At 70.6% G+C, this 26,197-nt stretch carries 24 protein-coding genes; 8 read left to right on the top strand and 16 right to left on the bottom strand.

The genetic code is table 11. The features are described from left to right. Positions 1–108: 108 nt before the first annotated feature. Genes ABC337_RS08785 through ABC337_RS08765 form a run of 5 tightly spaced genes read right to left on the bottom strand, consistent with a single transcriptional unit; the run spans position 109 to position 5,167 of the window. Positions 109–1,089, bottom strand: a complete 981-nt coding sequence (locus tag ABC337_RS08785) for a siderophore-interacting protein (protein ID WP_412884961.1) — start codon at positions 1,087–1,089, stop codon at positions 109–111. A 53-nt stretch (positions 1,090–1,142) separates the two neighbouring features. Next, the gene (locus ABC337_RS08780) at positions 1,143–2,009 is read right to left on the bottom strand and encodes an ABC transporter ATP-binding protein (protein ID WP_412884292.1); all 867 of its coding nucleotides are present in this window, start codon (positions 2,007–2,009) and stop codon (positions 1,143–1,145) included. Between the two features lies 1 nt (position 2,010). After that, positions 2,011–3,024, bottom strand: a complete 1,014-nt coding sequence (locus ABC337_RS08775; protein ID WP_412884962.1) for a FecCD family ABC transporter permease — start codon at positions 3,022–3,024, stop codon at positions 2,011–2,013. Between the two features lie 17 nt (positions 3,025–3,041). Further along, positions 3,042–4,052 carry a FecCD family ABC transporter permease gene (locus ABC337_RS08770; protein ID WP_412884293.1) on the bottom strand — a complete coding sequence of 337 codons (1,011 nt, stop codon included), beginning with the start codon at positions 4,050–4,052 and terminating at the stop codon, positions 3,042–3,044. Between the two features lie 8 nt (positions 4,053–4,060). Then, positions 4,061–5,167, bottom strand: coding sequence for an iron-siderophore ABC transporter substrate-binding protein (locus ABC337_RS08765; protein ID WP_412884294.1), 1,107 nt, complete (start codon positions 5,165–5,167; stop codon positions 4,061–4,063). Between the two features lie 440 nt (positions 5,168–5,607). On the opposite strand from ABC337_RS08765, the gene ABC337_RS08760 reads away from it, so the two are divergent. After that, positions 5,608–6,102: an FBP domain-containing protein gene (locus ABC337_RS08760; RefSeq protein ID WP_412884295.1), complete on the top strand. Its 495-nt coding sequence runs from the start codon at positions 5,608–5,610 to the stop codon at positions 6,100–6,102. A 61-nt stretch (positions 6,103–6,163) separates the two neighbouring features. Here ABC337_RS08760 and ABC337_RS08755 read toward each other — a convergent pair whose 3' ends face one another. Genes ABC337_RS08755 through ABC337_RS08745 form a run of 3 tightly spaced genes read right to left on the bottom strand, consistent with a single transcriptional unit; the run spans position 6,164 to position 11,951 of the window. Next, positions 6,164–9,667: an ATP-binding protein gene (locus tag ABC337_RS08755; protein WP_412884296.1), complete on the bottom strand. Its 3,504-nt coding sequence runs from the start codon at positions 9,665–9,667 to the stop codon at positions 6,164–6,166. Further along, positions 9,664–10,500 (bottom strand): DUF4194 domain-containing protein, encoded by an 837-nt coding sequence (locus ABC337_RS08750; RefSeq protein WP_412884297.1) that lies wholly within the window; start codon positions 10,498–10,500, stop codon positions 9,664–9,666. The genes ABC337_RS08755 and ABC337_RS08750 overlap by 4 nt, the downstream gene beginning before the upstream one ends. 2 nt (positions 10,501–10,502) lie before the next feature. Next, on the bottom strand, positions 10,503–11,951 hold the full coding sequence (locus ABC337_RS08745) for a DUF3375 family protein (protein WP_412884298.1): 1,449 nt from the start codon (positions 11,949–11,951) through the stop codon (positions 10,503–10,505). A 286-nt stretch (positions 11,952–12,237) separates the two neighbouring features. On the opposite strand from ABC337_RS08745, the gene ABC337_RS08740 reads away from it, so the two are divergent. From ABC337_RS08740 to ABC337_RS08730, 3 genes are all read left to right on the top strand, one after another. Further along, positions 12,238–12,567, top strand: a complete 330-nt coding sequence (locus ABC337_RS08740) for a hypothetical protein (RefSeq protein WP_412884299.1) — start codon at positions 12,238–12,240, stop codon at positions 12,565–12,567. Positions 12,568–12,631: 64 nt separating this feature from the next. Beyond that, the gene (locus ABC337_RS08735; protein WP_412884300.1) at positions 12,632–14,650 is read left to right on the top strand and encodes an acyl-CoA dehydrogenase family protein; all 2,019 of its coding nucleotides are present in this window, start codon (positions 12,632–12,634) and stop codon (positions 14,648–14,650) included. 154 nt (positions 14,651–14,804) lie between these two features. Next, entirely contained in the window at positions 14,805–15,824 is a 1,020-nt protein-coding gene (locus ABC337_RS08730) for a TIGR04086 family membrane protein (RefSeq protein WP_412884301.1), read from the top strand. Positions 15,825–15,846: 22 nt separating this feature from the next. Here ABC337_RS08730 and ABC337_RS08725 read toward each other — a convergent pair whose 3' ends face one another. Beyond that, positions 15,847–16,245 carry a YchJ family protein gene (locus ABC337_RS08725; RefSeq protein WP_412884302.1) on the bottom strand — a complete coding sequence of 133 codons (399 nt, stop codon included), beginning with the start codon at positions 16,243–16,245 and terminating at the stop codon, positions 15,847–15,849. Between the two features lie 203 nt (positions 16,246–16,448). Here ABC337_RS08725 and ABC337_RS08720 point away from each other — a divergent pair, with 203 nt between their 5' ends. From ABC337_RS08720 to ABC337_RS08710, 3 genes are all read left to right on the top strand, one after another. Continuing rightward, the gene (locus tag ABC337_RS08720; RefSeq protein ID WP_412884303.1) at positions 16,449–16,817 is read left to right on the top strand and encodes a hypothetical protein; all 369 of its coding nucleotides are present in this window, start codon (positions 16,449–16,451) and stop codon (positions 16,815–16,817) included. Between the two features lie 40 nt (positions 16,818–16,857). Then, entirely contained in the window at positions 16,858–17,862 is a 1,005-nt protein-coding gene (locus tag ABC337_RS08715; RefSeq protein ID WP_412884304.1) for an aldo/keto reductase family protein, read from the top strand. 160 nt (positions 17,863–18,022) lie between these two features. Beyond that, positions 18,023–18,463: a DUF4282 domain-containing protein gene (locus ABC337_RS08710; protein ID WP_412884305.1), complete on the top strand. Its 441-nt coding sequence runs from the start codon at positions 18,023–18,025 to the stop codon at positions 18,461–18,463. Between the two features lie 41 nt (positions 18,464–18,504). Here the strand turns inward: ABC337_RS08710 and ABC337_RS08705 are convergent, their stop codons facing one another. The 6 genes from ABC337_RS08705 to ABC337_RS08680 all read right to left on the bottom strand — a co-directional run bounded on the left by ABC337_RS08705 (position 18,505) and on the right by ABC337_RS08680 (position 23,718). Further along, positions 18,505–19,386, bottom strand: coding sequence for a cytochrome c oxidase assembly protein (locus ABC337_RS08705; protein ID WP_412884306.1), 882 nt, complete (start codon positions 19,384–19,386; stop codon positions 18,505–18,507). A gap of 51 nt (positions 19,387–19,437) precedes the next feature. Next, a complete protein-coding gene (locus ABC337_RS08700) occupies positions 19,438–20,157 on the bottom strand; it encodes an SGNH/GDSL hydrolase family protein (RefSeq protein WP_412884307.1) in 720 nt (239 codons plus the stop codon). Between the two features lie 123 nt (positions 20,158–20,280). Then, positions 20,281–21,900, bottom strand: a complete 1,620-nt coding sequence (locus ABC337_RS08695) for a DUF4389 domain-containing protein (RefSeq protein WP_412884308.1) — start codon at positions 21,898–21,900, stop codon at positions 20,281–20,283. Beyond that, entirely contained in the window at positions 21,897–22,337 is a 441-nt protein-coding gene (locus tag ABC337_RS08690; protein WP_290257262.1) for a flavodoxin family protein, read from the bottom strand. The genes ABC337_RS08695 and ABC337_RS08690 overlap by 4 nt, the downstream gene beginning before the upstream one ends. Further along, entirely contained in the window at positions 22,334–23,389 is a 1,056-nt protein-coding gene (locus ABC337_RS08685; RefSeq protein ID WP_412884309.1) for a zinc-dependent alcohol dehydrogenase family protein, read from the bottom strand. Before ABC337_RS08685 ends, ABC337_RS08690 begins: the two co-directional genes overlap by 4 nt. Next, positions 23,386–23,718 carry a hypothetical protein gene (locus ABC337_RS08680; RefSeq protein ID WP_412884310.1) on the bottom strand — a complete coding sequence of 111 codons (333 nt, stop codon included), beginning with the start codon at positions 23,716–23,718 and terminating at the stop codon, positions 23,386–23,388. Before ABC337_RS08680 ends, ABC337_RS08685 begins: the two co-directional genes overlap by 4 nt. A 408-nt stretch (positions 23,719–24,126) precedes the next feature. Here ABC337_RS08680 and ABC337_RS08675 point away from each other — a divergent pair, with 408 nt between their 5' ends. Then, positions 24,127–25,650: an amidohydrolase gene (locus tag ABC337_RS08675; RefSeq protein ID WP_412884311.1), complete on the top strand. Its 1,524-nt coding sequence runs from the start codon at positions 24,127–24,129 to the stop codon at positions 25,648–25,650. Here the strand turns inward: ABC337_RS08675 and ABC337_RS08670 are convergent. Further along, positions 25,634–26,155 (bottom strand): hypothetical protein, encoded by a 522-nt coding sequence (locus tag ABC337_RS08670; RefSeq protein WP_412884312.1) that lies wholly within the window; start codon positions 26,153–26,155, stop codon positions 25,634–25,636. The two genes, ABC337_RS08675 and ABC337_RS08670, sit on opposite strands and share 17 nt — an antisense overlap. Positions 26,156–26,197 lie beyond the last annotated feature (42 nt).

Raw genomic sequence — 26,197 nt, 5'->3', positions numbered from 1 at the left:
CGGTAGCGCCGCCGGCCAACCAGCCGGTGCCGGGAGGGTGAACTGCGGGCGGCGGCTTGGCACCGGGACGGTGCCGCCCTGATTCCATACCGCCGCCCGCGCCTTTGCCTAGAGCTCGGCCCGGCCCTGCCGCCAGTAGCCCATGAAGGCCAGCTGCGCCCGGTCGATTCCCGCCTCGCGGACCAGGTAGCGCCGCAACTCCCGGACCGTGGCCGCCTCGCCGGCCATCCAGGCGTAGAACGGGCTCGCGGTGGCGCCGTCGGGGGTCTCCCACAGCAACCCGGGGTCCGCATCCGGCGTGACCGCTTCCGCTTCGGGGTCCTGCGACCGCGTCCTCCGGCCCGTGCCGTCCAGGCGGGAGACAACATCCCGTACGGCGTCCCGGAGCAACTCTCCGTGCGGGCGGCCCCGATGCGCACCGTGCCCGGCGCCGGAGCCGCGCGCGACCCAGGTGACTGCGACGTCGGCCTCCGTGCGGATGTCCCGGATGTCGCCGGCGTCGGGGACCTCCAGGACGGCGTCGCCGCTGAGATGCGGCGGCAGGGTCTCGAGAATCGCACAGATTGCCGGGACCGCCGTCTCGTCCCCGGCCAGCAGGATCCGACCGGCGGCGCCGGGCCGCCACTCGATGCCGGCGTAGGTCTCCTCCAGTACGCAGTGCGCGGCGCGGCTGTTCGGGCCGATCAGGGTGACGCGGTCCCCGGGCCTTGCCTGCCGGGCCCACGTGGCACCCGGCCCCTCGCTGGCGGTTCCGGCGCCCTCTCCGTGCAGCACGATGTCGACGTCGATCTCGGGGTAGACGGCGTCCAGCCGGGCCCGCCGGACGGTGTAGGTGCGCATGGACCCCCGGACGTCCGGGTCCATGGCCAGCCACTGGCGGTACCAGCCGGGTTCCTCCACGCGGAAAACGGGAAGGGGCAGCACGGTTCCGTCCGCCGCCCGCGACGGGAGCACCAGCTTCACCCGGAGGTCCAGGGTGGGGCCGTGGACGCCGAAGTCGCGCAGCGCGTAGCCGCCGAGGGTGATCCGCCGGAAGCTGGGGCTGAGGTCCCGCACGGCGGAGACGGTGACGTCGAAGGCGCGGGACATCGGCTGCTCGGCGAGCGCTTCGGGGACCGGGTGCCGCGCCGTACGCTGGGCGGTCACGGGATCGCCACCATCACGTCGCCGCCGGCCGGGGCAGCCGCCGGGGCGCCCGTGGGAGCACCCTCCGGGGCGGATGCGGTGTGGTGGCGCCCGAGCGGCAGCACCAGCGGTGTGCCGGACACCGGGTCCGGCATCACCCGGCACTCCAGGCCGAACACCTCCCGGATCAGCTTCTCCGTGACCACCGCCGCGGAGGCGCCCTGAGCCACGATCCGACCGGCCTTGAGGGCGATCAGGTGGTCCGCGTAGCGTGCGGCCAGGTTCAGGTCGTGGAGCACGATCACCACCGTGGTGCCGCGGCGCCGGTTGAGGTCCGTCAGCAGGTCCAGCACCTCCACCTGGTGGGCCAGGTCCAGGTACGTGGTGGGTTCGTCGAGCAGCAGCAGTTCGGTCTCCTGCGCCAGCGCCATCGCGATCCAGACCCGTTGGCGCTGGCCGCCGGAGAGCTCGTCGACGTCGCGTCCGGCCAGGTGGGCGGTGTCCGTGGCCGCCAGTGCCCGCTCGACGGCGTCCTCGTCGGCCCGGCTCCAGCCGCCGAAGGCGCCGCGGTGCGGGTAACGGCCCCGGCCGACGAGGTCACGGACGGAGAGGCCGGCCGGGGCGGAGGGGTGCTGCGGGAGCAGTCCCATCTGCCGGGCGAGGTCCCGGGCCGGGCGGGACCGGATGTCCTGGCCGTCGAGGGTGACGGCGCCGCCCGCGGGCTTGAGCAGCCGGGACAGGCCGCGGAGCAGGGTGGACTTGCCGCAGGCGTTGGCGCCCACGATCATGGTCACCTTCCCGGGCGGAATCGTGCAGCTGAGGCCGGCCACCACCGGTGTGGCCCCGTACTCGAGGGTGAGATCCTGTGCGGCGAGTTCTGCCATCTCAGGTGTCCTTTCGGTTGGCGGTGGCCAGCAGCCACAGCAGGAAGGGCGCGCCCAGCGCACCGGTCACGACCCCCACGGGGAGGACGGTCCCGGCCAGGAGCAGCGGGGCAAGGTTCGCGGCGAGGAAGTCCGCGGAGAGGACAATCAGCATCCCGGTCAGGGCCGCAGCCGGCAGGCTGGTCCGGCGGGTCAGGCGGCGGGAAATCGGGCCGGCGAGGAAAGCGACGAAGGCCACCGGGCCGACCGCCGCCGTCGCGCAGGCAGCGAGGGCGACGCCGACCACCACGACGCCCAGCCGGGTGGCGCCGACCCGCACGCCGAGCCCTGCGGCGGCGTCGTCGCCGAGCTCGACCATCCGCAGGGGCCGCGCCAGGGCGGCGGCCGCCGGGACCAGCACCAGCAGGGCCGCGGCCAGAACGCCCGCCCGCTCCCAGCCGGCGGAATTCAGCGAACCGTTGAGCCACACCAGGGCGTCCGCGGCGGTCCGGATGTCCGAGCGGGTCATGAGGAAACTGACCACCGCCTGCAGGGCCGCGGCGATTCCGACGCCGGCCAGGATTAGCCGGCCGCCGGCCGCCCCGCTCCCGCCGGTACCGCGGCGGGAGATCGCATAAATCAGGAGGGCGACGGCGAGGGCGCCCGCGAGCGCGGCCCCGGACACGGCGGCGCCGGAGGCCCCGAAGACGATGATGGCCGTGACCGCCGCGGCGCTCGCCCCGTAGCTGATGCCGATGACGTCCGGGCTGGCCAGCGGATTCCGCAGCAGCGTCTGGAACAGCGCCCCCGAGAGGCCGAAGGCGGCGCCGACCATGGCGCCTGTGACCGCCCGCGGCAACTTCAGCTCCATCACCATGAAACTCACCGTCGGGATCCTGGGGGCACCGCTGAGGTGCGCGGCGAGGACCCTCCACAGGTCGGGAACGGTGACGGTGTAGCTGCCCAACAGGACCGCCGCCGAGAACACCCCGCCGGCGGCGAGGGCCAGCAGGACCGCCGGGCGGGACGGCCGCAGGGACGGCAGCCGGGCGCTCACAGCGCGGCCCCCTTGCTCCGGCGGACCAGCCAGACAAAGACGGGGGCTCCCACCAGGGCGGTCATGATCCCCGCAGGCACCTCGCCCGGGAGCAGGACCACCCGCCCGGCCACGTCAGCGAGGAGCAGCAGGCACGGCCCCAACACCAGGGACAGCGGCAGGATCCACCGGTAATCCGGGCCGGAAAGGAGCCGGACCGCGTGCGGCACCACCAGGCCCACGAAGCCGATCGGCCCGGCCAGCGCCGTGGCCGCCCCGCAGAGCAGCACCACTCCCAGCGCGGTGACCCCGCGGGTGAGGCCGACGCGTTGGCCGAGTCCGCGGGCGACGTCGTCTCCCAGCGCCAGGCCGTTCAGGGCACGCCCGGCAACCACGACAAGCACGGCGCCCGCGACCAGGAACGGCAGCCCGGCCAGCACCACGGACCAGTCCCGTCCGGCGAGGCCCCCCACCTGCCAGAACCGGAACCGGTCCAGGGTGTCCTGGCTGGAGATCAGGATCACGTTCATCAGCGAGAACAAAGCCGCGCTCAGGGCGGCACCGGCGAGGGCGAGTTTCACCGGGGTGGCGCCGCCCCGGCCCGCCGCGGCGATCAGGTAGACCACGACGGCGGCCGCCGAGGCCCCGGCGAACGCGAGCCACAGGTACCCGGTCAGCGAGGTCACCCCCGCGAGGTGGATACCGGCGACCACGGCCAGCGCCGCCCCGGCGTTGACGCCCAGGATGCCCGGGTCCGCCAGGGGGTTGCGGGCCACGCCCTGCATGGCGGCCCCGGCCAGGCCCAGCGCGCCGCCCGCCAGGAGCCCCAGCACAGTGCGCGGCACCCGGGCCTGCACCACGGCGTGATCCCCGTTGCCCGGATCGAACCCGGTCAAGGCCGCGACGACGGTGCCGAGGCTGAGCTGCCGGGCGCCCACCGCCAGCGAGGCCGCGGACACCAGGACCAGCGCGGCAACGGCGGCGAGCAGCCAGCCGGCGCGGACGCTCCGCCCCCGGGCTGAGCGCATGGGGCGCCCTACTTTGCCGCGGCGGCGGTGTCCGCCGCGGCCGCGAGCTGGGGAAGGAAGCGGTCCAGCGCCCACGGCAGGCTCAGCGGGGAGGCCGCGGAGATCGAGAGCGTCAGCGTGTTGTCCGGGTCCGCAACCAGGGCGCCCTTCTTAATCGCGGGGATCTGGCCGAGCAGGGGGTGCTGCTTGATCGAGTCCGCGGTCTTGGCGTCTGGGATCCAGGTGACGAAGAGGTCCGAGTCGAGCTCGTTGGCCTTCTCGGCGGACCACGGGATGAAGAACTCCTTGGAATCCTTGGTGTTCGAGGCCACCACGGGGGCCAGGGTCATTCCCAGGCTGGAGAGGAACCGGGGACGGTTGTCATTGGCGGTGTAGATGTTCACGCCGTCGCTCTTGGCCGGCTCCAGGTTGCCGTAGATGAAGGTCTTGCCGGCCAGCTGGGGGTAGGCGGCGGCCTTGTCCCTGACCGTGGCCTCGGTCTTCGCGACCAGGTCGGCGGCCTCGGCCTCCTTGCCCAGCGCCTTGCCGATCATGGCGGTGGAGTCCTGCCAGGCGGTGCCGTAGGCGACGCCGGGCTGCGCCACCACGGGGGCGATGTCGCTGAGCTTGCGGTAGTCCTCCTCGCTGAGGCCGGAGTAGGCGCCGAGGATCACATCCGGGTTGAGCTTGGCGATTTCGGCGAAGTTGATCCCGTCAGCCTCCGAGTACTGCGTGGGCGCGGTGGCGGAGCCGGCTCCGGCGCCCAGCCGGTCCAGCGCGGTGTCCTTCCACGGCGTCGACGCCCGGCTGTTACCGCCCCAGTCATTCTTCGGCAGGCCCACCGGCACGACGCCCAGGGCGAGCGCGACGTCGTCGTTGACCCAGGACACGGTGACCACGCGCCGCGGCTGGTGCTCCAGCGTCGTCTCACCAAAGGCGTGCTTGATGGTCACGGGGTAGCCGGCGGTGGCGGCCCCCGCGTCCTGCGCGCCGACGGGGCCGGTGGAGCAGCCGGCCAGGCCAAGGCCGGCGACGACGGCGAGGGCGGCTGCACCGAGTGCGCGCCGGGAGAGGGTGCGCGGGCTCAGGAGAGTTCGGGCGAAGCGGGAGGGAGGCGTAGCAAGCGGGGACGTCACGAGAATCCTTAGGTAGGTGATGCAAACCTAAGTAAGGCTAACCTATCTTCAATATAATTACGCAAGCTTTGAGTGACGTAATTGCCTTGGGGTGCCTCGCGGGTCCGCGAAGGGCGGACTGGACACCGGGTTCCGCGTTTGCGAGGATGGCGGAGCCGGGCATCGGGAACCGGCACCGGACGGGCAGAGATCACCTCCGGATGCGACGAGGGAAAGTGGGCGGACATCAGGACGATGACTCCAGCCGCAGTCAGCGGGGTGGCCGTTGCGGCCTGCATCGCGCCCGCGCCGTCGCCGGCCCCCTCCACCATGTACGGACCCGCCGCGGCCTAACGCCGCCGCGCCCCCCCTACCGGAATCGCAGGCCGGCAGCAGCCTGCCCTTCTCCCCCGCGCGTCCAACGCGCCGGCCGGAGCTCTCCGATCCCGAAAGACCTTCCCATGGACGAAATCACCGCTGCCCGCATCCGCTCCTCCTTCATCAACGCCAGCCGCTCCGAAACCGCCAAGCTGAACCTGCCCAGAAATTTCGACAGCCTGGACTGGGACAGCCTCGACTTCCTCGGCTGGCGCGACGGCAAGATGCCGCTGCGCGGCTACCTGGTGCTCCCCGGCGCCACCGGGCCCGTCGGCATCATGCTCCGCGCCCCCGAAGGCGGTGCCAAGAAAAACCGCGCGGTCCTCTGCGAACTGTGCCGCGACATCCACTCCAAGGACGACGTGCTGCTCTGGGTGGCCAAACGGGCGGGCCAGTCAGGCCGCAACGGCAACACCGTGGGCACCTTGATCTGTGCGGACTTCGGCTGCTGCCGCAACGTGCGCGTGGCGCCGCCGGTCAACGACATCAACCCGGACCCGGAGGCGGCCGTCGCCCGCCAGGTCGAAGGCCTGATAGCCCGGACCGCGCAGTTCATGGACCGCGTCCGCGGAGCTTGACGGCACGGCCCCGTCTCACCCTGTGCGCCCGGGCTGCTTAGGCCGCCCGGGCGCGCCGGCGTCAGCGCAGGATGATGTCCACCGGGTTCGCCTCGGACCGCCACGCCCCGCCGTCGGCGGCATTGGGGGCGATCACCGGGGCCGTCAACACGCCGGAACGGTTGGTGCGCTTGTCCCGGAGGATCTCGGTCACCGAACCGAGGTGCCGGGACAGGTCGATCACGTTCTCCGGGGCGGCGAGCAGCAGCTGGAAACCGAATTCGTGCAGCGCCTTGATGCCGGCGCCGGCGAATTCCTCGGAGGCCAGGACGAACGCCTCGTCCATCATGACCGTGCCGTAGGTGGTGAAGCCCTGCTCGGCGATGCCCAGCTGGTAGCTCAGCGCGGCCGCCATAATGAACGCGGTGAAGCGCTGCCGCTCGCCGCCGGACATGGAGCCGGTGTCCGCGTGCATGAACACCTCGGTCTTCTTCGCACCCTTCGCCGAGCCGGACTTCGCGGCGCCGGACTTGCCGGTGCGGGCGGCCACCTCGCGGTGTTCCTTGCACTGGATAAACAGGTGCCCGCGGACGTCCAGCACCTCGGCGCGCCAGCGGCGGTCCTCCGGGCTCTGCGAACCCAGCCGCTTCACGAGGGTTTCCAGCGACTTGTACCGGGTGGTGAGTTCGACGTCGTCGTCCGCGGGCGTCGACGCACCGGCGGCGACAGTCTTCCCGGGCCTGGCGTGCCGGACCTTGAGGGCGTTCTGGATGGCGTCCTTGAACTGCTTGGCCGTGGCCGGAAGGGTCTGCTTAATGTCCAGCTCCAGGTAACTGCCCTCGTGGAAGTTCACCTGGGACAGGATGCCGTTCAGCGGCAGGATCCGGCTGGTGATGGAGCGCCGCTCCTCGTCCAGCAGGTGCAGCAGCGTGGAGAACGATTCGTGCGTGCGCTGGTTGAAGAACTGCCGGAACTCGGCCTCCTGGGCGGGCAGGCCGTCGCTGACGATCGCGTGGTACCGGGCCTCGAACTCGCCGGCGGCGCCGATGGAGGTGCCGTGGTCGGCGGAGATGGCCGTGCCCCACTCACGGACGAAGCCCTCGAAGATGCGGGTAAGCCGCTCAGCGGTGGCCTGGCCGCGGGACTCAGCGGCGTGCAGTTCGGCCAGCAGCCGGGTCCGCACCTGGTTGGCCAGCAGGTCCAGTTCGTGCATTTCCAGCACATCGCCAAAGCCGCTGAAGTACTCCGCCAGGGCCGCGGCAGCCTCCGGGGAGGGCGGCTGCTCGGCGAGCCGGCGCCGGGCCGCGTCCAGCAGTGAGTCGGCGGTGGTCAGCTGCGCGTCCAGGGCCTTGTATTCGCTCTGCAGCACGGCGGCGGATTCGGTGCTGGACTGGTGCCGCTCACGGGCCGTCTCCACCGTGGCCCGCAGCGGTTCCAGGTCCGCCTGGGCGGCGAGGGCGTCCTTGAGCCGCTGTTCGATCCGGGCCAGCTCCTCGGCGGCGACCGCCGCGGACACCTGCTCCCAGGGCCGGTGGTCCTCGGCGACGCGCCGCAGCGCCTCGAGCTGCCGGGTCATGCCCTGGTGCGATTCCTCGCGGTCCTGGGCAAGCTCCGCGGCCCGCGCCAGTTCCCGTTCCAGCTCCTCCACCTGGGCCGCCACCAGGTCCAGCTTGGCGGCGTTGTCGAAGCCCAGGACGTAATCCTGCCGCCCGGTGAAACGGTCATCCTTTTCCACGGTGTGGCGGTTGCGCTTGACCACGCCGCCCAGGCTGAGGCCCTTGTCCAGGCCGGCAAGCTCGTCCGGGTTCTCCACACAGGGGTAGGCGAAGTCCAGGGCGATCCGCTCCCGGATCCACTGCCCGGCCTCCGCAATCGCGCTGCCCTCGGGCCCGGCGGTGAGGATGTCCAGCTTGCCCAGCAGGTCGCCGTCGGACGCCTCCGCCACGGCCAGCGCCCCGCCTGCGAGCGGCTTGGAGATGTCCACGGCGCGGAGGGCACCGCGGACCGTGTGGTCGTTGAGGTAGCGGGTGACGGCCGTGAAGTGCTCGCCCGGCACCAGCAGCGTGGTGGCGAGGCTCCGCAGCGCACGTTCGGCGGCCGGGCGCCAGCGTTCCTGGCCCTCGGCGAGGTCGATCAGCTCGCCACCGAACGGCATCTGCTCCTCCGGGACCCCGATGGCGGCGGCGATGGCGGTGCGGTTCTCGATGCTCGACGGCGGCAAGAGGGACTTGCGGGTCTTCAGTGAGACGAGTTCCTGCTGGGCCGCGGCGAGTTCACGCTTGCGCGCGGCGTGGCTGTCGAACGCCTCGAAGCGCAGTTCCTTCAGCGCCTCGGAGTCGTCCTTGAGTTCGGCCGACCGCGCGGCGGCGTGCTCGTGGGCCTGCTCCCAGCCCGCGGCGGTCCAGTCGAGCTCCAGGCCGGCGTCGGTGAGGGCCTTCCGGGCGGAGGCCTCCACTTCCTCGCGGAGCTTCAGGCCCACCCGGGCGTTCTCCAGCGACTGTTCGATCGCGGAGATCGCGTTGCCGCCCTGGTTGTTGTACTCCGCCTCGAGCTGGCGCAGTTCCTTGGCCAGGCCGTCCCGGACGGCCCGCTCGGCGGCCAGGTCCTTGGCCTTCGCCTGGGCCAGGTCCTTGAACCGGGCCAGGGTCTTCTCATGTATGGCGACGGCGAGCTGCTGCCGGTAGGCCTCAAATTCCTCGCCGGCAAGTTCCCGCAGCCGGTTCGCGTCCAGCAGGGACTGGGCGTACTCCTTGTTCAGGCCGGGGACCGGGGCCAGCTGGTCACGCTGCTGCCGGACGTCCTCGAGCCGCTGCCGGATGGACATGAGGTTGCTGAATTCCTCGACGACGTCGTCCGCGGCGGCCAGGGTGGCCGGGGCATCCAGCACCTGGTCGCGGAAGAACGTGTTCACGCTGCCGCCGAGGCCCTTGCCGGCCTGGATGACGCGCAGCAGCGGCAGCGCCTGGTCCGAGTTGATCCCCAACAGCCGGCGAAACCGCTCCGCGAACGCCTTGTGCACATCGAAAATCTGGGCGTCCGGGAAGATGGCGTCCAGCGTGGACTTGGTGAACCGCTTCTCCGCGATCCCCTCCACCTTGGCCAGGTCCAGCGGCTTGTTGTCGATCAGGTAGAACCGGCCGACGCTGGATTCGGTGCCGTTCTTGGGCAGGTCGAAGAGGGCCGAAATGGTGACCCGGGTGCCGGCGGCGTTGTCGAACGTCAGCGCGACGGCTGACCAGGTGGCGCCGGGGCGCTGGTAGGCACTGGCCGAGCCCTCGCCGACGGCCTTGTCTCCCACCTTGCCGCGCATATACGTGAACGTGGTCCGCTTGTCCTCGACGGCCCCGCCGGCCCGCTGCGCAGCGGCCTCATTGGACCGCGGCCGGGCATCGAAGACACGCAGCATCGCGTCGAACAGCGTGGACTTGCCGACGCCGGAGTTGCCCGTCAGCAGCGTGCCGTTGCGGTCCACGTGCATCGTATGCGCGCCGTGGAATGTACCCCAGTTGACCACCTGCACCAGGGCGAGGCGCATCTGTCCCGGGTTCGTCAGCTCGCCCATAGGAAGCATGGTTGCGATGCTCATTCGGCTGCCTCGGTTTCGTTGGCGGGGCTGGGTGACGAGTCGTCCTCACCGTCCGAGTCCTCGGTGGTGTCCTCACCGTCCGGAACAGCGTCGCCGTCGAGTTCGAGGAGGGGTTCCGTGCCGGTGGGGTCGGTGCCGGCGGCGATCAGGGCCTCGATGTGGGCGGGGATGTCGCCGATGTTCTCGAAGGGCAGGGCCAGCGGGAGGGCGTTGGAGATGGTGTACACGTCGTCGAGGCCGGTGCCCAGCAGCAGCTGGCGGGCCAGGAGCTTGGTGATGGCGCGGTTGACGACGTCGGCGTCGCGCAGGGCGTCCTGCTGGCCGGCGGGCTGGTAGTGGGCCACGAGGTCGGCGATTTCCTCCCGCGTGATGGTCGGGTCGGTCTGGGCCGTGACGTGCCGGTCCAGCAACAGCCGCAGCCGGAGCAGGACGATCGTCTCTACCCGGCTGAGCGCGCGCTGCTGGCGCAGGATGCTGGAGCGGGTGCTGCCGCCGATGGCCTCCGGGTCCACCGGGCGCAGGACGGCGACCTTCCGCTCATGGTCCAGCTGCAGGGTCAGGAACAGCTCGGAGAGCCGGCTGCGCAGGATCAGCTGGTTGTCGAGCAGCGTGGTCCAGAGCTTCTCGTCCCGGCCGCCGTCGATGTAGGGGCCCTTGAGCAGCTTCACCAGCGCCTGCCGCACCTTCATCGGCAGCACCCCGGTGTCGCCGGGGAAGAGGGCCGCGCCGTCGACGAAGGTGTCGCGGGGAGTCACCGTGAACGGGTCCGCCTGCGCCCGGGTAGCAGCCGTTTCGGCCCCTGCGTCGGGCGTGTCCTGCGGCGATTCGGTCATCTTCAGTCCTCTTTAAGCGTGACGACGGGGAGGTAGGCGGTGCGGGTGGACCCGTCGATTTGTTCGAAGTCCAGCGGCTGCCAACCGCCGCGGTCGAACCCGGCGCCCTGGTGCAGCGCGTGGGAGAGCAGCGCCCGGATGGAGTTGATGTGGCGTTCGTCCGCGGGCAGCTGCTCCCAGGCCTCGGCGAGGGTGGCCGCCCCGGCGGCGGCGCCGCGGATGGCGGCCGGGTTGGCCTTACCGGTGCGCGGCGAGCGCGCCCGGTCCGAGTCGCTGAACGCGATCGGGTCAGCCAGCTTGGGCGGGGCGGCGAACTCGTCCGGGTCGAAGAGTTTGATCATGGCCAGCGACTCGAAGCCCGCGTTGTAGAGCACCGGCCCGCGGACCAGGCCCGGCCGCTCGCGCTCGTAGGGCAGGGAGCGGATCGCCTGCTCGGCCTCCCGCAGGACCTTCCGCAGCCGCACCGACTGGCGGTAGTCGTCGCTCTGCACGTAGGTGTTCAGGCTCTCGCTGAGCTTGCCGTAGATCCGCTGGATCTGGCTGTGCTGGCTGCGGAGTTCGGCGACGAGGTTCTTCAGCGTCTCCCGTTCCTCCTGGCTGAGGTCGTCGGCGAACTGGCGGCTGAGCACCTCGCCGATCGCGGAACGGAACCGCAACTGCTGCTGGGGGTCCTCCAGGAAGGCGGTAAAGGACCGGAACGTCCTGCCCTCGGGGCTCTGCCGGAGCCGCTTGTCCGCCTCCAGGACCTGGGCCATGGTGGCGCCCTTGCTGAGCGACTCCTCGATGATCTGGTTGCGGAGTTCGCCCACCAGTTCCTCGATCCGGTCACGCATCTTCTTGTAGTCGGCGGGCAGGCTCGCGGCGAGGTCCAGGATGTTGCCCGCGGCCTCGACGGCTTCCTCGTCGTCGAGCAGGCCGTCGAATTCCCCGGAGCTGATGTCCTCGATCAGCTGGCGCCGTTCGCCGATCTCTTCCTGAAGCGCCTCCAGCCGGGCGCTCTGGTCCGGGTTGGTTTCGTTGGCCAGCTTCTCGACGTCGCCCAGCAGCGTGCCCAGGCGGGAGCCGTTGAGGGTGGAGCGTTCGCTGGAGAGACTGTCGAGGAACGCCAGCACGCGGGCCGCCGGTTCGGTGACTTCGTAGACGATCTGGCCCGACTGGTTGCGGCGGGTGAGGAAGTTCTTCCGGGTCCACTCGTCGCCGAAGGCCTTGCCGTTCGCCGACCCGCCGAGGCCCGGCTCCTGTCGGCGGAGCTGTTCGAGGAAGGCGTCGACGTCGGCGTGGAACTGTTCCAGCGGCAGCTGCGGCCGGGTGCGGGTGAAGGAGGCCTGCAGGACCGCGATCACCCAGGGGGCGGAGCGAGTCAGCGCCCACGCGGGTCCCTTGGTCAGCAGTTCCAGCTCACGCAGCCGGGCACTGATGGCGTCCGCGGAGGACAGGGCGGATCCGGGCACGCAACTCTCCTCTCGCTGCCGGGGGACGGCAGCGACGCAAAACTGCCAGCTACAAGGTTAACGCAGGCACCGCCGACGCCGGACTCGCCCCCTCTCGCCTCCAAACCGGCTCGTGGGGCGCATGTTTCTGGTGGGGCTCCTGCGATCTGTTCGTGACCTACCACCGGGTAGCGTCTCGATCCCGTATCAAGAGGGCCCGACGCGCCCCGGGACTCTGGAACGGCCCGCCTCCCCCGCCCTACGCTCGGGCTACTGATTCAGCCGAAGCGCCGTTGCAGGAGGAAGAATGCAGTTCGATGCGAGCCTGTTTGATCTGACCACGGTGGAGACCGGGACCCTGGTGTTCGGCGGGACACTGCTGTTTGCCGCCCTTCTGGCCCTGTTCATCATGACGGCGGCGACGGTGGCCCTGGCGCTGCTGGGCGTGGGCAAGCTGGCCTGGTTCCTCGTCGTCCGGACGCTCGTGGGAATGGTCACCGGCATCAATACGGCGTGGGAGCACTTGGTCCACCACGCGGGCCGGGTGGAACTGCCCGGCGACTTCCCGGGCGAACTGATCGGGCACTCGTCCCCTAGCACCGGCACCTACCCGCGAGTAATCTTGCGGGACAGCTGAAGGGTCCTCCACCCGCGGCGGATCCAGGGCTTGAGCCGGCCAGTCCGGTGAGGGGAGATGCCCAGTGAGCTCCGCCGTCGACAACCCAGCCGCTCCCGATCCGGGGCCGGAAACCGGACATCCCGCCGTCGAGGCCCCGCCGGCCGACGAACTGGGGGCTGGCGCCACCGCGGACACCGCCCGCGCCGTCGCAGAGGCCGCCCGGGACACCAGCTGGGACCGGCCCAGCTTCGCGAAGGGCCTGTACCTGGGCAGCTTCGACCCAAGCCTGATCCATCCCTGGCCGCAGGCCCCGGCGGACGACGTCGAACGCGGCGAGGCGTTCATGGAGCGGCTCACGGTCTACTGCCGCACCATGTCCGGCCGGGTGATCGAGCGGGAGGCGAAAATCCCGGACGAATACATCAAGGGCCTGGCGGACCTGGGCGCGTTCGGCATGAAGATTCCCCGCGAGTACGGCGGCCTGGGCCTCACGTTGGTCTACTACGGCCGCGCCCTCGCCCTGCTGGGCTCGGTGCATCCCAGCCTCGGTGCGCTGCTCTCCGCCCACCAGTCGATCGGCGTGCCCGAACCGGTCAAGGTGTTCGGCACAGCGGAGCAGAAACGCGAGTACCTCCCCCGGTGCGCGGCCGGCGCCGTCACCGCCTTCCTGCTCACAGAGCCCGACGTCGGCAGCGACCCCGCCCGCATGGGCAGCACGGCAGTACCTTCCGACGACGGTTCCTCCTACCTCCTCGACGGCGTGAAGCTCTGGACCACCAACGGCGTGATTGCCGAGCTGGTGGTGGTCATGGCCGTGGTGCCGCCGCACACGGACCCGGACGGCACGGAGCACCGGGGCGGGATCAGCGCGTTCGTGGTGGAGATGGACTCGCCCGGCATCACGGTGGAGAACCGCAACGCGTTCATGGGCCTGCGGGGCATCGAGAACGGCGTCACCCGCTTCCACCAAGTCCGGGTGCCCGCCGCCAACCGGCTGGGGCGGGAGGGCCAGGGCCTGAAAATCGCGCTGACCACGCTGAACACCGGCCGCTTGAGCATCCCGGCCCTCTGCGTGGCGTCCGGCCGCTGGAGCCTCAAAATCGCGCGGGAGTGGTCCAACGCCCGTACCCAGTGGGGTCGCCCGGTGGGCCGGCACGAGGCGGTGGGTAAGAAGATCGCCTTCATCGCGGCGAGCGCCTTCGCCCTGGACGCGGTCTTTGAACTGTGCGCCGAGTTGGCCGACGCCGGGCAGAAGGACGTCCGGATCGAGGCAGCGCTGGCCAAGCTCTGGTCCACGGAGATCAGCTGCCGGATCGCAGACGAGCTGGTGCAGATCCGCGGCGGGCGTGGCTTCGAGACCGCCGATTCGCTGCAGGCCCGGGGCGAACGGGCGGTGCCGGCAGAGCAGCAGTTGCGGGACCTGCGGATCAACCGGATCTTCGAGGGGTCCTCGGAGATCATGCGGCTGCTGATCGCGCGGGAGGCCGTGGACGCACACCTGGCCGCCGCGGGCGCGCTGGCCACCGCGGACGCCAGCCTGCCGGACAAGGCCCGGGCCGCCGTCGGCGCCTCCGGCTTCTACGCCCGCTGGCTGCCGAAGCTGCTCGCCGGCAACGGCATGGACCCGCGGTCCTACGGTGACTTCGGCCGGCTGGCCCGGCACCTGCGGTACGTCGAGCGCGCCTCGCGGAAGCTGGCGCGGCAGACCTTCTACGGGATGGGCCGCTGGCAGGCGGCCCTGGAGCACAAACAGGCGTTCCTGGGCCGGATCGTGGATATCGGCGCCGAGCTGTTCGCCATCTCCGCCTGCTGCTCCCGGGCTGAGATGCTGCTGCGCACCGCGCCGGAGCGCGGGGCGTCCGCCTACGAACTGGCCGATGCCTACTGCGCGCAGGCCCGGGTGCGGGTCGAGGAATACTTCGACCAGCTCTGGCGGAACACCGACGACGGCGACCGCGGCCTGACGGCGAGGGTGCTGGCCGGCGACTACGAGTGGCTGGAGGCCGGCGTGCTGGACCAGTCGGAGGGCACCGGGCCGTGGATCGCCGACGCCTCCCCGCGCGAGTCGAAAGCGGAAAACCTGCACCGGAGCTACCGCTGACCTGCGGCAACACCCGCGATCCCTAATAATAAGTAACCTTGCTAATTGGGTTGCCGGCGTGGTTAGGTATGGCAAGACCTGGTGACGGTCGAAGCATTGCCGTGCCCGGCCGGAACAGCCGGCACGGGTCTCCCAATGAAAGCGAGCAGCCATCATGAGCAGCACAGCAGGCCCCGAAGACCGCAGCCCCCGCCGCGAGAGCACGGCGGACCTCGAAACGGGCCGCGACGCCCGGATCCACGACGCCCGGCAGGACACCGCCGAGACCGTCCGCCCCGCCGGGACCGAGACTGTCCACCCCGCCGAAGAGCACGCCGGCCACCACGCCGAGCACCGCGCGGAGACTCCCCCCGCGGCCGCCGCCGGGACCCCCGCCGAAGAACGCGAAATCCGCGCCGAGGACCGGGCAGGCCACTCCACCGAGACCCGCGCCATGCCCGCCGCCGCCGGTGCCGCGACGGGTGCCGCCGCCGCCACGGCCGCCCGGGACCACCACGACGACCGGCCCATCCACGGCTCGCGCGACCCCCGCCGGGACGGACTGGACCGCCACGACCGGCTGGACCGGGAAACCGTCGTCGAGGAGGTCCCCACCCGCGAAACAGTCGTGGCCCGCGAAAAGGAACAGTTCGGCGGCATCAAGGTCGGCTCCGCCTTCTTCGGCTGGCTCGCCGCCACCGGCATGGCCGTGATCCTGACCGCGCTGGTCGCCGCCGCCGGTACCGCCGTCGGCCTCGCCACCAACACCACGGTGAACGATGCCGTGAACCAGGCCTCCGGCAACCAGACCGTGGGCCTCGCCGGCATCATCACCCTCCTGGTGATCCTGTTCCTCTCCTACTACTGCGGCGGCTACGTGGCCGGCCGGATGGCGCGCTTCAACGGCGCGCGGCAGGGCCTCATGGTGTGGATCTGGGCGCTGATCGCCGCCGTCGTCGTCGCCATCCTGGCCATGACCGCCGGCCAGAAGTTCGACGTCCTCGCCAACCTGAACAGCTTCCCGCGCATCCCGGTCAACGAGGGCGACCTCACCACCACCAGCGTGATCGCCGCCGTCGTGGTGGCCGTCGTGGCCCTGATCGGCGCCATGCTGGGCGGCCTCGCGGGCATGCGCTTCCACCGCAAGGTGGACCGCGCCGGCTTCACCCCGGTGGAAACGGTCGAGGAGCGCTAATCCCCTCCGGGAAACGGCACCCCTAGCGGCCCTCGACACCGTCGAGGTAGTGCCAGCGGCGGTCCAGCCGGCGGAACCGGTTGGTCTCGCGCTGGACGCCGCGCTCCCCGGCCACCCGGTAGTGCGCCGCGAACTCGACCGTTCCCTCGCTGTCCAGGGGGCCGCCGCGGTGGGTCGCGAGGATGTCCAGCCGCCGCCACTGGATCGCCGGATCCAGGTCCAGCTCCGCCGGCCGGGTCTCCGGATGCCAGGTGCGGAGCAGGTACTCCGGATCCAGGACCACGAACGCGCTGTACCGTGACCGCATCAGCTGCTCGGCGGTCGGTGCTTCCGCTTCCCCGCGGTGGTACCGGCCGCAGCACTGCCCGTACTGCTCACCGGAGAGGCACGGGCACCGGCCCTCGAACCCTGACTGCTGCACGCGTTTCCCTTCCCTCGCCCGGTCCCTGACGGCCCGAAGCTGACACCGACTATATGCCTGTGGCGGGCCGCCGCGGGCCCGAAGGTATCGGCTTGGACACATCCTGGGTCCGCCGACGTTTCCCGGCGCGTCGGCGGCCAATTCTCCGTAAGGTTAACGGTGGCCGGGAACGGCCCGCAGCAGGCTTGGAAGGGAGAGGCGACGTGGAAGACCCGACGACCACCGCCATGAATCTGACCTACGCCGGCACCCTCGTGATCGGCGTCGTCATGTTCTTCGGCGTCGCGGCGGCCTTCGTCATCACCCTCCTGCTCGCCGGCCTCGGCAGGCTCATCGCCACCCTGGGCATGGCCCTCTTCGGCCGCCGCGCCGGCGCACCCGTGGCGACGAAACGCAGGCCGAAACTGAAGCCGGCCCGCAAAGACCCGCAGATCTCCCCGGAATGGGCGGCCGCCGTCGAACGCGCCGATGCCCGGGCCCGCGCACGGGCCGAGGCGGCCGCGGCACCCGAAGTCACCGTCTCCGTCCGCGAGCTCCCCGCCGCCGGCCGTCCGGAGCGCAAGGCCAGCTGAGCCCTTACCGCGCCCGGGTATCTGGGCTACGTTGGGACCCATGGAATTCAGATACCTCGGCCATAGCGGCTTCAAGATCTCGGAAATCACCTTCGGCAACTGGCTCACCCACGGCTCACAGGTGGAGAACGACGTCGCCACCCAGTGCGTGCGGGCGGCGCTCGACGCCGGGATCAGCACCTTCGACACGGCCGACGTCTACGCCAACACGGCCGCCGAGACCGTCCTCGGCGAGGCCCTCAAGGGCGAGCGGCGTGAATCCCTGGAAATCTTCACCAAGGTCTTCGGCCCCACCGGCCCCAAGGGCCACAACGACCTGGGGCTTTCCCGCAAGCACATCATGGAGTCCATCAACGGCTCCCTGTCCCGGCTGCAGACCGACTACGTCGACCTCTACCAAGCCCACCGGTACGACTTCGAAACCCCGCTGGAAGAAACCATGCAGGCCTTCGCCGACATCGTCCGGCAGGGCAAGGCGCTATACATCGGCGTCAGCGAATGGACCGCGCAGCAGATCCGCGACGGCCACGCCCTCGCCAAGGAACTGGGCTTCCAGCTGATCTCCAACCAGCCGCAGTACTCCATGCTGTGGCGGGTCATCGAGGCCGAAGTGGTCCCCACGTCCGAGGAGCTGGGCCTGTCCCAGATCGTCTGGTCCCCCATGGCCCAGGGTGTCCTCAGCGGCAAGTACCACCCGGGAAAGCCCGCACCCGAGGGCAGCCGCGCCACCGATTCCAAGGGCGGCGCGCGGATGATCGAGCGCTGGATGTCCGACGAGGTGCTCACCGGCGTGCAGCAACTCAAGCCCATCGCCGACGAGGCCGGGCTGACGATGGCGCAGCTGAGCATCGCCTGGGTGCTGCAGAACAAGAACGTCGCCTCCGCCATCATGGGCGCCTCGCGGCCCGAACAGATCGAGAAGAACGTTGCTGCGGCCGGCGTGAAGCTGGACCAGGGCATCATGGACAAGATCGATGCGGCCATCGGTTTGCTGGCCGAGCGCGATCCGGCGCAGACCAAGTCCCCGGCGTCGCGCGAGGCCTGACGCGGGACTGCCTGCCCCGGGGCTGGCGCGACCCGGGCCGGGCGCGACCCTGTGCTGGCGCGCCGGGCCGCCTTGCGCTGGCGGGAGCGTGTTTCGGTTAGGCTCTGCACAACCGACACGATCCCGCCCGCAGGTGGCGGGCCACTCCTTGGGGGAGCCAATGAAAAACCTCTTCGATTTTTCCTTCACCCGGTTCGTAGCGCCGTCGATCGCCAGGATCGTCTACATCCTGATCATGATCGCCCTCGGCGTGATGTACCTCTTCTTCGTCATCTCGGCCTTCGCCAGCCGGAACCCGTTCCTCGGGGTGCTCGTGCTGCTGGTGATCGGCCCGCTGATCGTGATTATCTACCTGGCCCTGGCCCGGATCGGCCTCGAGTCCCTGGTGGCCGGCATCCGGACCGCGGAGAACACCGCGGAACTGATCCGGATGCAAGGCGGCACCCCTCCGGGCGCCCACCTGGGCCCGCAGCAGCACGGACCGGTGGGTCCGCAGTCCTGGGACACGCACGGCAACCAGTACCCGGCACCGCAGCAGCCCCAGCAGTACCCGGGCGGCTACCCGGGTTCCGGCCAGCCGCCCGTCCCGCCGGCACAGTAACCAGGCGCACGCAGCACGGCGCCGCACCATGCAGCCTGCGCCTAGCGGCCCCGGCGCAGGTGTTCGGCGTTGAGGGCTTCCAGCTCGCTGTCCGTCAGGTCGTCGAAGCTCCGCGCCTCGCGCTTATCCGTGCGGGAGAACCGCATAAACATCAGGATGATCAGCGGCAGGTCCACGGCCTCGCAGATGAACCAGAGCGCGTCCCCGGCCAGTTGCTGGTCCCGGAGCGCGTCGGGGAACCAGCCGGGCCCGGCCTGCCGCGCCGTCATCAGGTCCAGCACCTGACCGTTCAGCCGGAGCAGGATCCCGGGGACGGCGTCCACCAGCAACTCGATGAAGACGAAGACGAACTCCAGCGTGATGAAGGCGCTGGAGCGGTGGAAGTCGGCCTCCTCGATAATGGGCAGCGCCATCAGCAGGCCCAGCAGCGGGATGACCACGGTCAGCAGGGCTTCTGCCAGTGGATTGGCCCGCAGCACATGGAACGCCGGGGTCAGGAAGGTCGAGAAGAGCGCCAGGCCCAGCAGCGGTGCCACCAGGGAATTGCTGACGAAGCGGACCAGACGGTGGCCCAGCACGGAATCCAGGCGTCCGGCGCCGCGCTCCGACAAGGCGGCGCGGGCCAGTCCGATGGGTTTTCCGAGACCGATCAGGAGCGGGACGACGAAGAGCAGCAGCGTGATCTTCACCGTGAACGCCCACCGCAGCCCGGCGCTGTAGACGCCGGTGAACCCGCAGGTCAGCACCAGGAATGAGCCGAGGCCCAGAAGATAGAAGGCGAGCGTGCGCCAGAGCGGCCAGCGCCCGCCCTTTGCCGCCGCGGCCCGGAGTCCCAGGCCGTAGAGGGTGCCGGCGATCAGCGCGAGAACCAGCGCGGTCCAGTCGACCTGCCAGGCGGAAATAACGACGTCGAGAGGTGGCACCCGCCCACCTTACGGGCGTTTCCTAGGAATTTCCCGGGATCGACGGCGGCGTTATTCGGCCGGGCGGCCCGGCTGCGGGTTCTGCTCCGGCGCGGCGTGCTCGATCACGGCGGCGATGTGCTGGAGCAGGTATTCCTGTCCGGCCACGGTGGGGTGGTCGCCGTCGGGCCCGATCAGGTCCTCGACGTCGTCGCTGATCCAGCCCTCGGCGATGGGGTCCACGAATTCGGCGCCGGCGCCCTGCGCGGCGCTCCTGAGTTGGGAGCGGATATCCAGCAGGCCGGGGTCGGGGTCCGTGGTGTACGACGGCGGGCCCACCACGATCAGCTTGGCCGAAGGGGCCGCGACCTCCGCGTGGGCCAGCGCCGTCGAGGCCGCCTCGCCGACGTCGTCGGGGGCGTAGCCAAGATCGTTCTCCGAACCGAAGAACACCACCACGCCGGTGTCCGGCGTGACGAACTGGTCCACCTGGCTGCCGAAGGTGCCGTCGGCGTCACCCGGGCGGACGTAGCCGCTGCCGTTTTCCGCTGCGTTGACCACCTGGAACCCGGACAGGGCGGGATCCGTGCGGATCAGGGCCGGCCAGGCGTGGTCGGGCGATGTGCCGTGGCCGGTGCTGAGCGAATCGCCGACCACCACCACGCGCACCGCGGGGGCCGCCGTGACCGCCGGCTGCGAGGAACTGGCGAGGGCCGCCGCTACCAGGCAGGCCGCGATACCTACGGCGACGTGCCGTCCGTGACTGCCGTGCGGGAAGAAGGTGACTGCCATGATCGCCTCCTGCCTGGAACCTGCCGTGTCCGCCCCCGCAGGGACGCTGGATACAGCAACGTTGCCGACTGTTGCCAGTGTAGCCGCGCCCGCTGTGGACGCCACCCCCTGGGGCCAACAGGTTCAGGAAGCCGGCGGCGGAACCGGGCCGGGCTGCGGTGGGGCCGGGGCGGGTGGGATTGGGCCGGGTGGGACCGGCGCCGGCCAGATCGGGCCGGGCGGGACCGGCGCCGGCTGCGCGTCGCCGGGATCGGCAGGGCCGAGGTCCAGGTGGAACGGCGGATACTCGTCCCTCATCAGGGCCACGTAGGTGATGACCCGGTAGACCCACCGGTTGAGCCCCATCAGCAGGTCGAAGAGACCCGGCCAGTATCGGCCGCTGAACAGGAGCACCACCCCCGCGATGAGCACCAGCAGCCCGATCAGGGAGATGCCCGCGTTCTCCTGCACCCATTCGGTGCCGTCCCAGTACCGCTCCCGGCCGCCCCAGCCGCGCACGGTGCCGGTCAGGATCCCCACGATCAGCAGATGGGGAATGGCCAGCAGCCAGGACTTCACCAGCACCAGGCCGTGGGAGAGCCGCTCCGGGTAGTCGACGTCGAAGTCGGCGGGATAGTCGGTCCGGGCCAGGGTGAAGGGCGGGTACCGGTCCGTGCCGAGCGCCGAGTAGGAATAGAACGCCACCCGCCAGTTCCAGCGGATCACGCCCACGTTGAAGGCAAACAGCGAGCGCGGATACCGGCCGGTGAACAGGATGGCGAACCCCGCCACGATCGTGGTGACCACCAGCGCGAACCAGAGGAAAAACAGCACGATGTAGTGCGGGATGGCCAGGAACCACTTCACCAGCCACAGCCACCGGGATAGCTGCGGGTCCAGGTGGCCGCTGAGCCGGGCGGGATAGATGCGGCCGTGGGGCGTCCCGGCCGCGGCATGCATGGCAGGAGGGGGTGCCGGAACGGGTGCGGGTGACGGAATAGCCGGCGCGGGGACGGTCGACGGCGGCGGGTAACCGTGGGGTGGCGGCAGCACGGGATAGCCGGGGCCCCCCGGCCCTGCAGCCCCCAGCCCCGCCGCGCCCAGCACGATCAGCAGCACCCCGACGCCCAGCAGCACCACTCCGGCGATCAGCAGGCCGATGAAGATCGGCAGCAGGAGCTCCGAACGGACCCCGCCGCTCAGGTCCACGGCCACCGGGCTCGCCGCGTCGGCGTTCATTATGACGACGGCCCAGTTTCCTGGCCGGATGTCCCAGCGCAGGTCCTGGCTGCCCGTCCCGGAGACGGAGGCGGCCCAAAAGGTCTGCTCCGCCGGCCGCCCGGGCGCCTTCGTGCCGGGGACGGTGCGGTAGTCGGCCTGGAAGGGCGAGAACCGGACGTCGGCGAGCTCGGAGTGCGGGACGCCGGCGAGGTAGCCCGCGACGTCGGCCTGGCGGGCGATTCCGATGAACACCGGCCGGGACGGGTCTGCGGCGGAACCGCGCAGCAGGATGCTGCCCGGCGTCGCGTCCGTACCGGGGAGTGTCCCGTTGGGGCGCATGCCGCCGTCGTCGAGGATGTTGATCCGGGGAAGTGTCAGCGCGTAGCCGTCCGCCGTGAAGCGTTCCGTGGGGGTGGTGAAATAGCCGCCGTCGCGCTGCTGGTAGTTGGCCCAGCCGGTGGCGGCGGCCCCGGCGAGCAGGCCCAAGCCCAGCAGCGCGGCGAGCGAGCCGAGGACCAGCAGGACTACCCGCCCGGGCTTCATGGCCTTTCCGCCGCCTCCAGTAGCGACTGACCCCAACGGGTCGCCTTTTCGATCTCTCCGGGCCGCAGCGGGCCCTCGCTGCCGCGGACGTAGAACGGCATGGGCTCGGAGATGATGTCCGCGCCGTGGTCCTTCAGTGACTGGGCCATCTTCTTGGCCGCGTCGCCGTGGATGAACATCCGCACCCGGGTGTCGAAGGCGGCGGCCTTCACGCCGGCCAGGTCGCCGTCGCCCAGCCCGGAGAGCAGTTCCGTGACCTTGGGCGTGGGACGCCAGCCGTTAATCGGGCTGCCCAGGACCAGCAGGTCCCCCGCCAGCAGGTCCGAGGGCCGGAAGTCGGTGACCGGGATGGGATCCGCGTGGAAGACCTCCGCGACGGCCTCGGCCACCGACTTGGTGTTGCCGTAGGCGGAGTCGTAGACGACATGGGCCCTCATCCGCTGATCACCACCTTCAGCGCCTTGGTTTCTGCCGCCCGGGCGAAGGTGTCATAGGCGTCCAGGAACTGCTCGAAGCGGAACCGGTGGGTGGCGAACTTGGCCACCGGGATCTTCTTCCGGGCCACGAGCTTCAGCAGCATCGGCGTCGTATTGGCGTTGACCAGGCCCATGCTGATGGTGATGTTCTGGATCCAGAGGTCCTCGACGTGCAGTTCCACGGGTTTGCCGTGCACGCCCACGTTGGCCACCGTGCCGCCGGGACGAACGATGTCCGTGCACATGCCAAAGGTCGCCGGGACACCCACCGCCTCGATCGCCACGTCCACGCCCAGCCCGTCGGTGCGGGCCAGGACCTGGTCCTTCCAGTCGGCGTCGCTGGAGAGGACGGCGTCGGTGGCCCCGAATTCCCGGGCCTTCTCCAGCCGGTTCGCGTCCAGGTCGACGGCGATGATGGTGGCCGCGCCATAAAGCCCGGCCGTAGCGATTGCGGCGAGGCCCACCGGCCCGGCCCCGATCACCGCAACGGTGTCCCCCGGCTTGACCCGGCCGTACTGCACGCCGATCTCGAAGCCCGTGGGGAGGATGTCGGAGAGCATCACGGCTTCCTCGTCGCTGACGCCCTCCGGCAGCAGGTGCAGCGAGTTCTCCGCGTACGGAACCCGGACGAACTCGGCCTGCGTGCCGTCGATCAGGTGCCCGAACACCCAGCCAATCCCGGACTTCCCCTCCTCCCCTAAGCAGTGCGAGTACAGGCCGGTCTTGCAGTTGGCGCAATGCCCGCAGGACTTGATGCAGGAGATGATCACCCGGTCCCCCACCTTGAGGCTCGTCACGGAGGACCCCACCTCGGTGATGGTGCCGACGCCCTCGTGGCCCAGGATCCGTCCCTCGGTCACGGCGGGCACGTCGCCCTTGAGGATGTGCAAGTCCGTGCCGCAGATGGTGGTGGTGTCCACCCGGACGATCGCGTCGCTCGGGTTGGTGATCACCGGGTCCGGAACGTCGGTCCAGGATTTCTTGCCGGGGCCGCCATAGACGAGGGCTTTCATGCAGACTCCTTGACTCGAAGGACCACCGGCGGATCAACGATCCGCAGGCGGCAGGGCGTAACGGAGGCATCGATCCCCGAGGAGACGATCGACTGGCGGGCGTGCTCGCGGAGTTCGTCGAAGGCGGCCGCGGTAACCCGGGCATGGCCGAGGTCCACGACGATTTCGAAGCCCACGAACTTGGCGACCACCCGCCGGCAGACGACATACAGCGCGCGGATGTTCGTCGTCGTCACGACGCCCCGCACGTCCACCCGAACGGTTTCGGACGCCGGGTCGGTGTGCAGCACCACCTTGATGCGCGGGTCGCCGTGGGACGGATGCGCCAAAAAGGATCTCGCGCGACTGCTGTGATGGGCGTGTCCCAAGGGGCTCATGGCGCCTCAGCGCTCCCCGCGACGCCGGGCGTTGCCGGTCCCCGCTGCCGTGCCTCTTGCTGCCGGTCATTCACCATGGCGGATCTCCTGCCTTTCCTGCCCAAGCTGGAAAGTGCAACTGCCATTTCCTCACCCCAGGGTCATAGCGAGACCGAAATTTCCTCGCAGGCGCTTCCCCAATTCCCCAAAATTGCCGTGCTGGATTCGCCCAATACCCAGAGTGACGGGGCCGCTCTGCCCGGGCAAGGGGACAAAGGTCCCTTGGACTGCCGCCTCAGGCGGGGGCTGATACGGGTGTGCGTTGTGTGGCTGCTGCTACGTGGATTGCCGCGCTCCGGGGACCCCTTTAGCCTTGCTGCTATGCCTAAAACAGCCCCCGACGCCGGTGCGCCGGACCTTCTTCTCACCGGCGTCCACCAGCCGGACGATATGACGCCGTGTGACATCCTCCTGAGTGGTGGGCGGGTCGCGGCTATCGCGCCGGCGGGGTCCCACGCATCGGTTCCGGCGGGGACACGGCGGGTGGACTTCGACGGCCGGTTCGTGATTCCCGGGCTGTGGGACGAGTACGTGCACATGAACCAGTGGGCGCTGACCTTGGGCCGGGTGGATCTCTCCGGTGCCGCGTCGGCGCGGGAGGCCGCCGCCGTCGTCGGGGCTCACGCGGACGGCGTGCGCGAGGGCGACACACGCGACGGCGGCGCGGTCTCCGGCGGCCGGACGCTGGTCGGCGTCGGCTTCCGCGACGCCGTATGGGCCGACGCCCCCAGCCTGGAGCTGCTGGACGGGGCGACCGGGGGTGTCCCGGTGGCGCTGATCAGCCACGACCTGCACTGCGTCTGGCTGAACTCGGCCGGCGCCGCGCGCTACGGGGTACACCCGGGTCCGGACGGCCTGCTGCGGGAGGAGCCGGCGTTCGCGCTGACCCGCGAGCTGGGCCGCCTGCCCGATGCCGACGTCGACGCCCTGGTCCGCTCCGCGGGTGCGGCGGCCGCCGCGCGGGGCATCGTGGGGATCGTGGACCTCGAGATGGTGTGGAACCGGGATCCCTGGCTGCGCCGGATCGCCGACGGGTTCGACTCGTTCCGTGTGGAGGCAGGGGTGTACCCGCAGGACCTGGACCGGGCTGTTGAGGAGGGGATGCGCACCTGCCAACAGGTTCCTGGGGGTGCCGGGCTGCTCAGCGTCGGGCCGTTGAAGGTGCTGATCGACGGGTCGCTGAACACCCGTACGGCGTACTGCGTGGACCCCTATCCGCACGGCGGCCGCGGGCTGCTGACGGTGAGCGAGTCGGAGTTGCTGGAGTTGCTGGTGCGTGCCCGCGATACCAGGTTCGTGCCCGCGGTCCATGCGATCGGCGACGGCGCCAACGAGGTCGCGCTGAACGCCTTCGCCGCCGCGGGCGTGAAGGGACGCATCGAACACGCCCAGTTCGTCCGGCGGCAGGACTTTGCGCGCTTCGGCCAGCTGGGGCTGACCGCCAGTGTCCAGCCGACCCACGCGCTGGATGACCGCGACGCCGCCGACGCCAACTGGGAGGGCCGCACGGACCGGGCCTTCCCGCTGCGGTCCCTGCTCGACGCCGGTGCCACGCTGGCGCTCGGGTCGGACGCGCCGGTGGCCCCGCTGGAGCCGTGGACAACGATGTCCGCCGCGACCACCCGGGCACGCGGCGACGGGCGGGAGCCGTGGCATCCGGAGCAGGCGCTGACGCGGCGAGAGGCACTGGCGGCCTCCGCCCGCGGGCGTTCCCGCATCCGCGTCGGCGACCCGGCCGACGTCGTCGTCGTGGAGGGGGATCCGCTCACCGTGGACGACGCCGCGTTCGCCGCGATGCCGGTGGCCGCGACGCTGGTGGCGGGCCGCTTCAGCTTCGGGGGCTAGGTGCCTGGACCAGGTTCGCGAAGGGCAGCCGGCCAAAGTCCTCGACGAAGGCCGCGTGGTAGGACGCCAGGGCCGGGGCCAACTCGTCGACGGGGAGCTCGCGCCAGGCGACGATGAGCCGGTCCGCAGACGCCAGCTGCCAGACGAGTCGGCCGTCCCAGTGTCCCGGCGGCCTGCCCCGGCCGAAGTCGACGAATTCCTGGATCTGCCGGCGGAGCCCGCGGTTGCCCTTGCTGCCGGGGCCGGCCTTGCCCAGGTAGAGGATGTCGGCGCCTTCGACCCACTCGGCCTTCAGTGTTTCCTGCGGGAGGCCGGGGTTCTTTTTCTTGAAGACTCCTGCGGTGCTCTTTGCGAGGAACTCCGGCTCGACCGGCTCCTGGCCGCCCGCGGGCAGCAGAACGGCGAAAATACGGGGCTTCTGGGGGATGCGGTTGATCTCCAGCTCGCCCAGGGGCCGAAATCCGGTGAAGCCGTCACGCTTCAGTGAAGCTCTGTTCAGGGGCATGGATTCCTCGGGGATTGCTTGGATACGGCAAGTTCCAGTATG

It is taken from the genome of Arthrobacter phoenicis, assembly GCF_047238215.1.
Lineage (GTDB): Bacteria > Actinomycetota > Actinomycetes > Actinomycetales > Micrococcaceae > Arthrobacter.
This window is presented reverse-complemented; position numbering and strand designations above follow the sequence as displayed.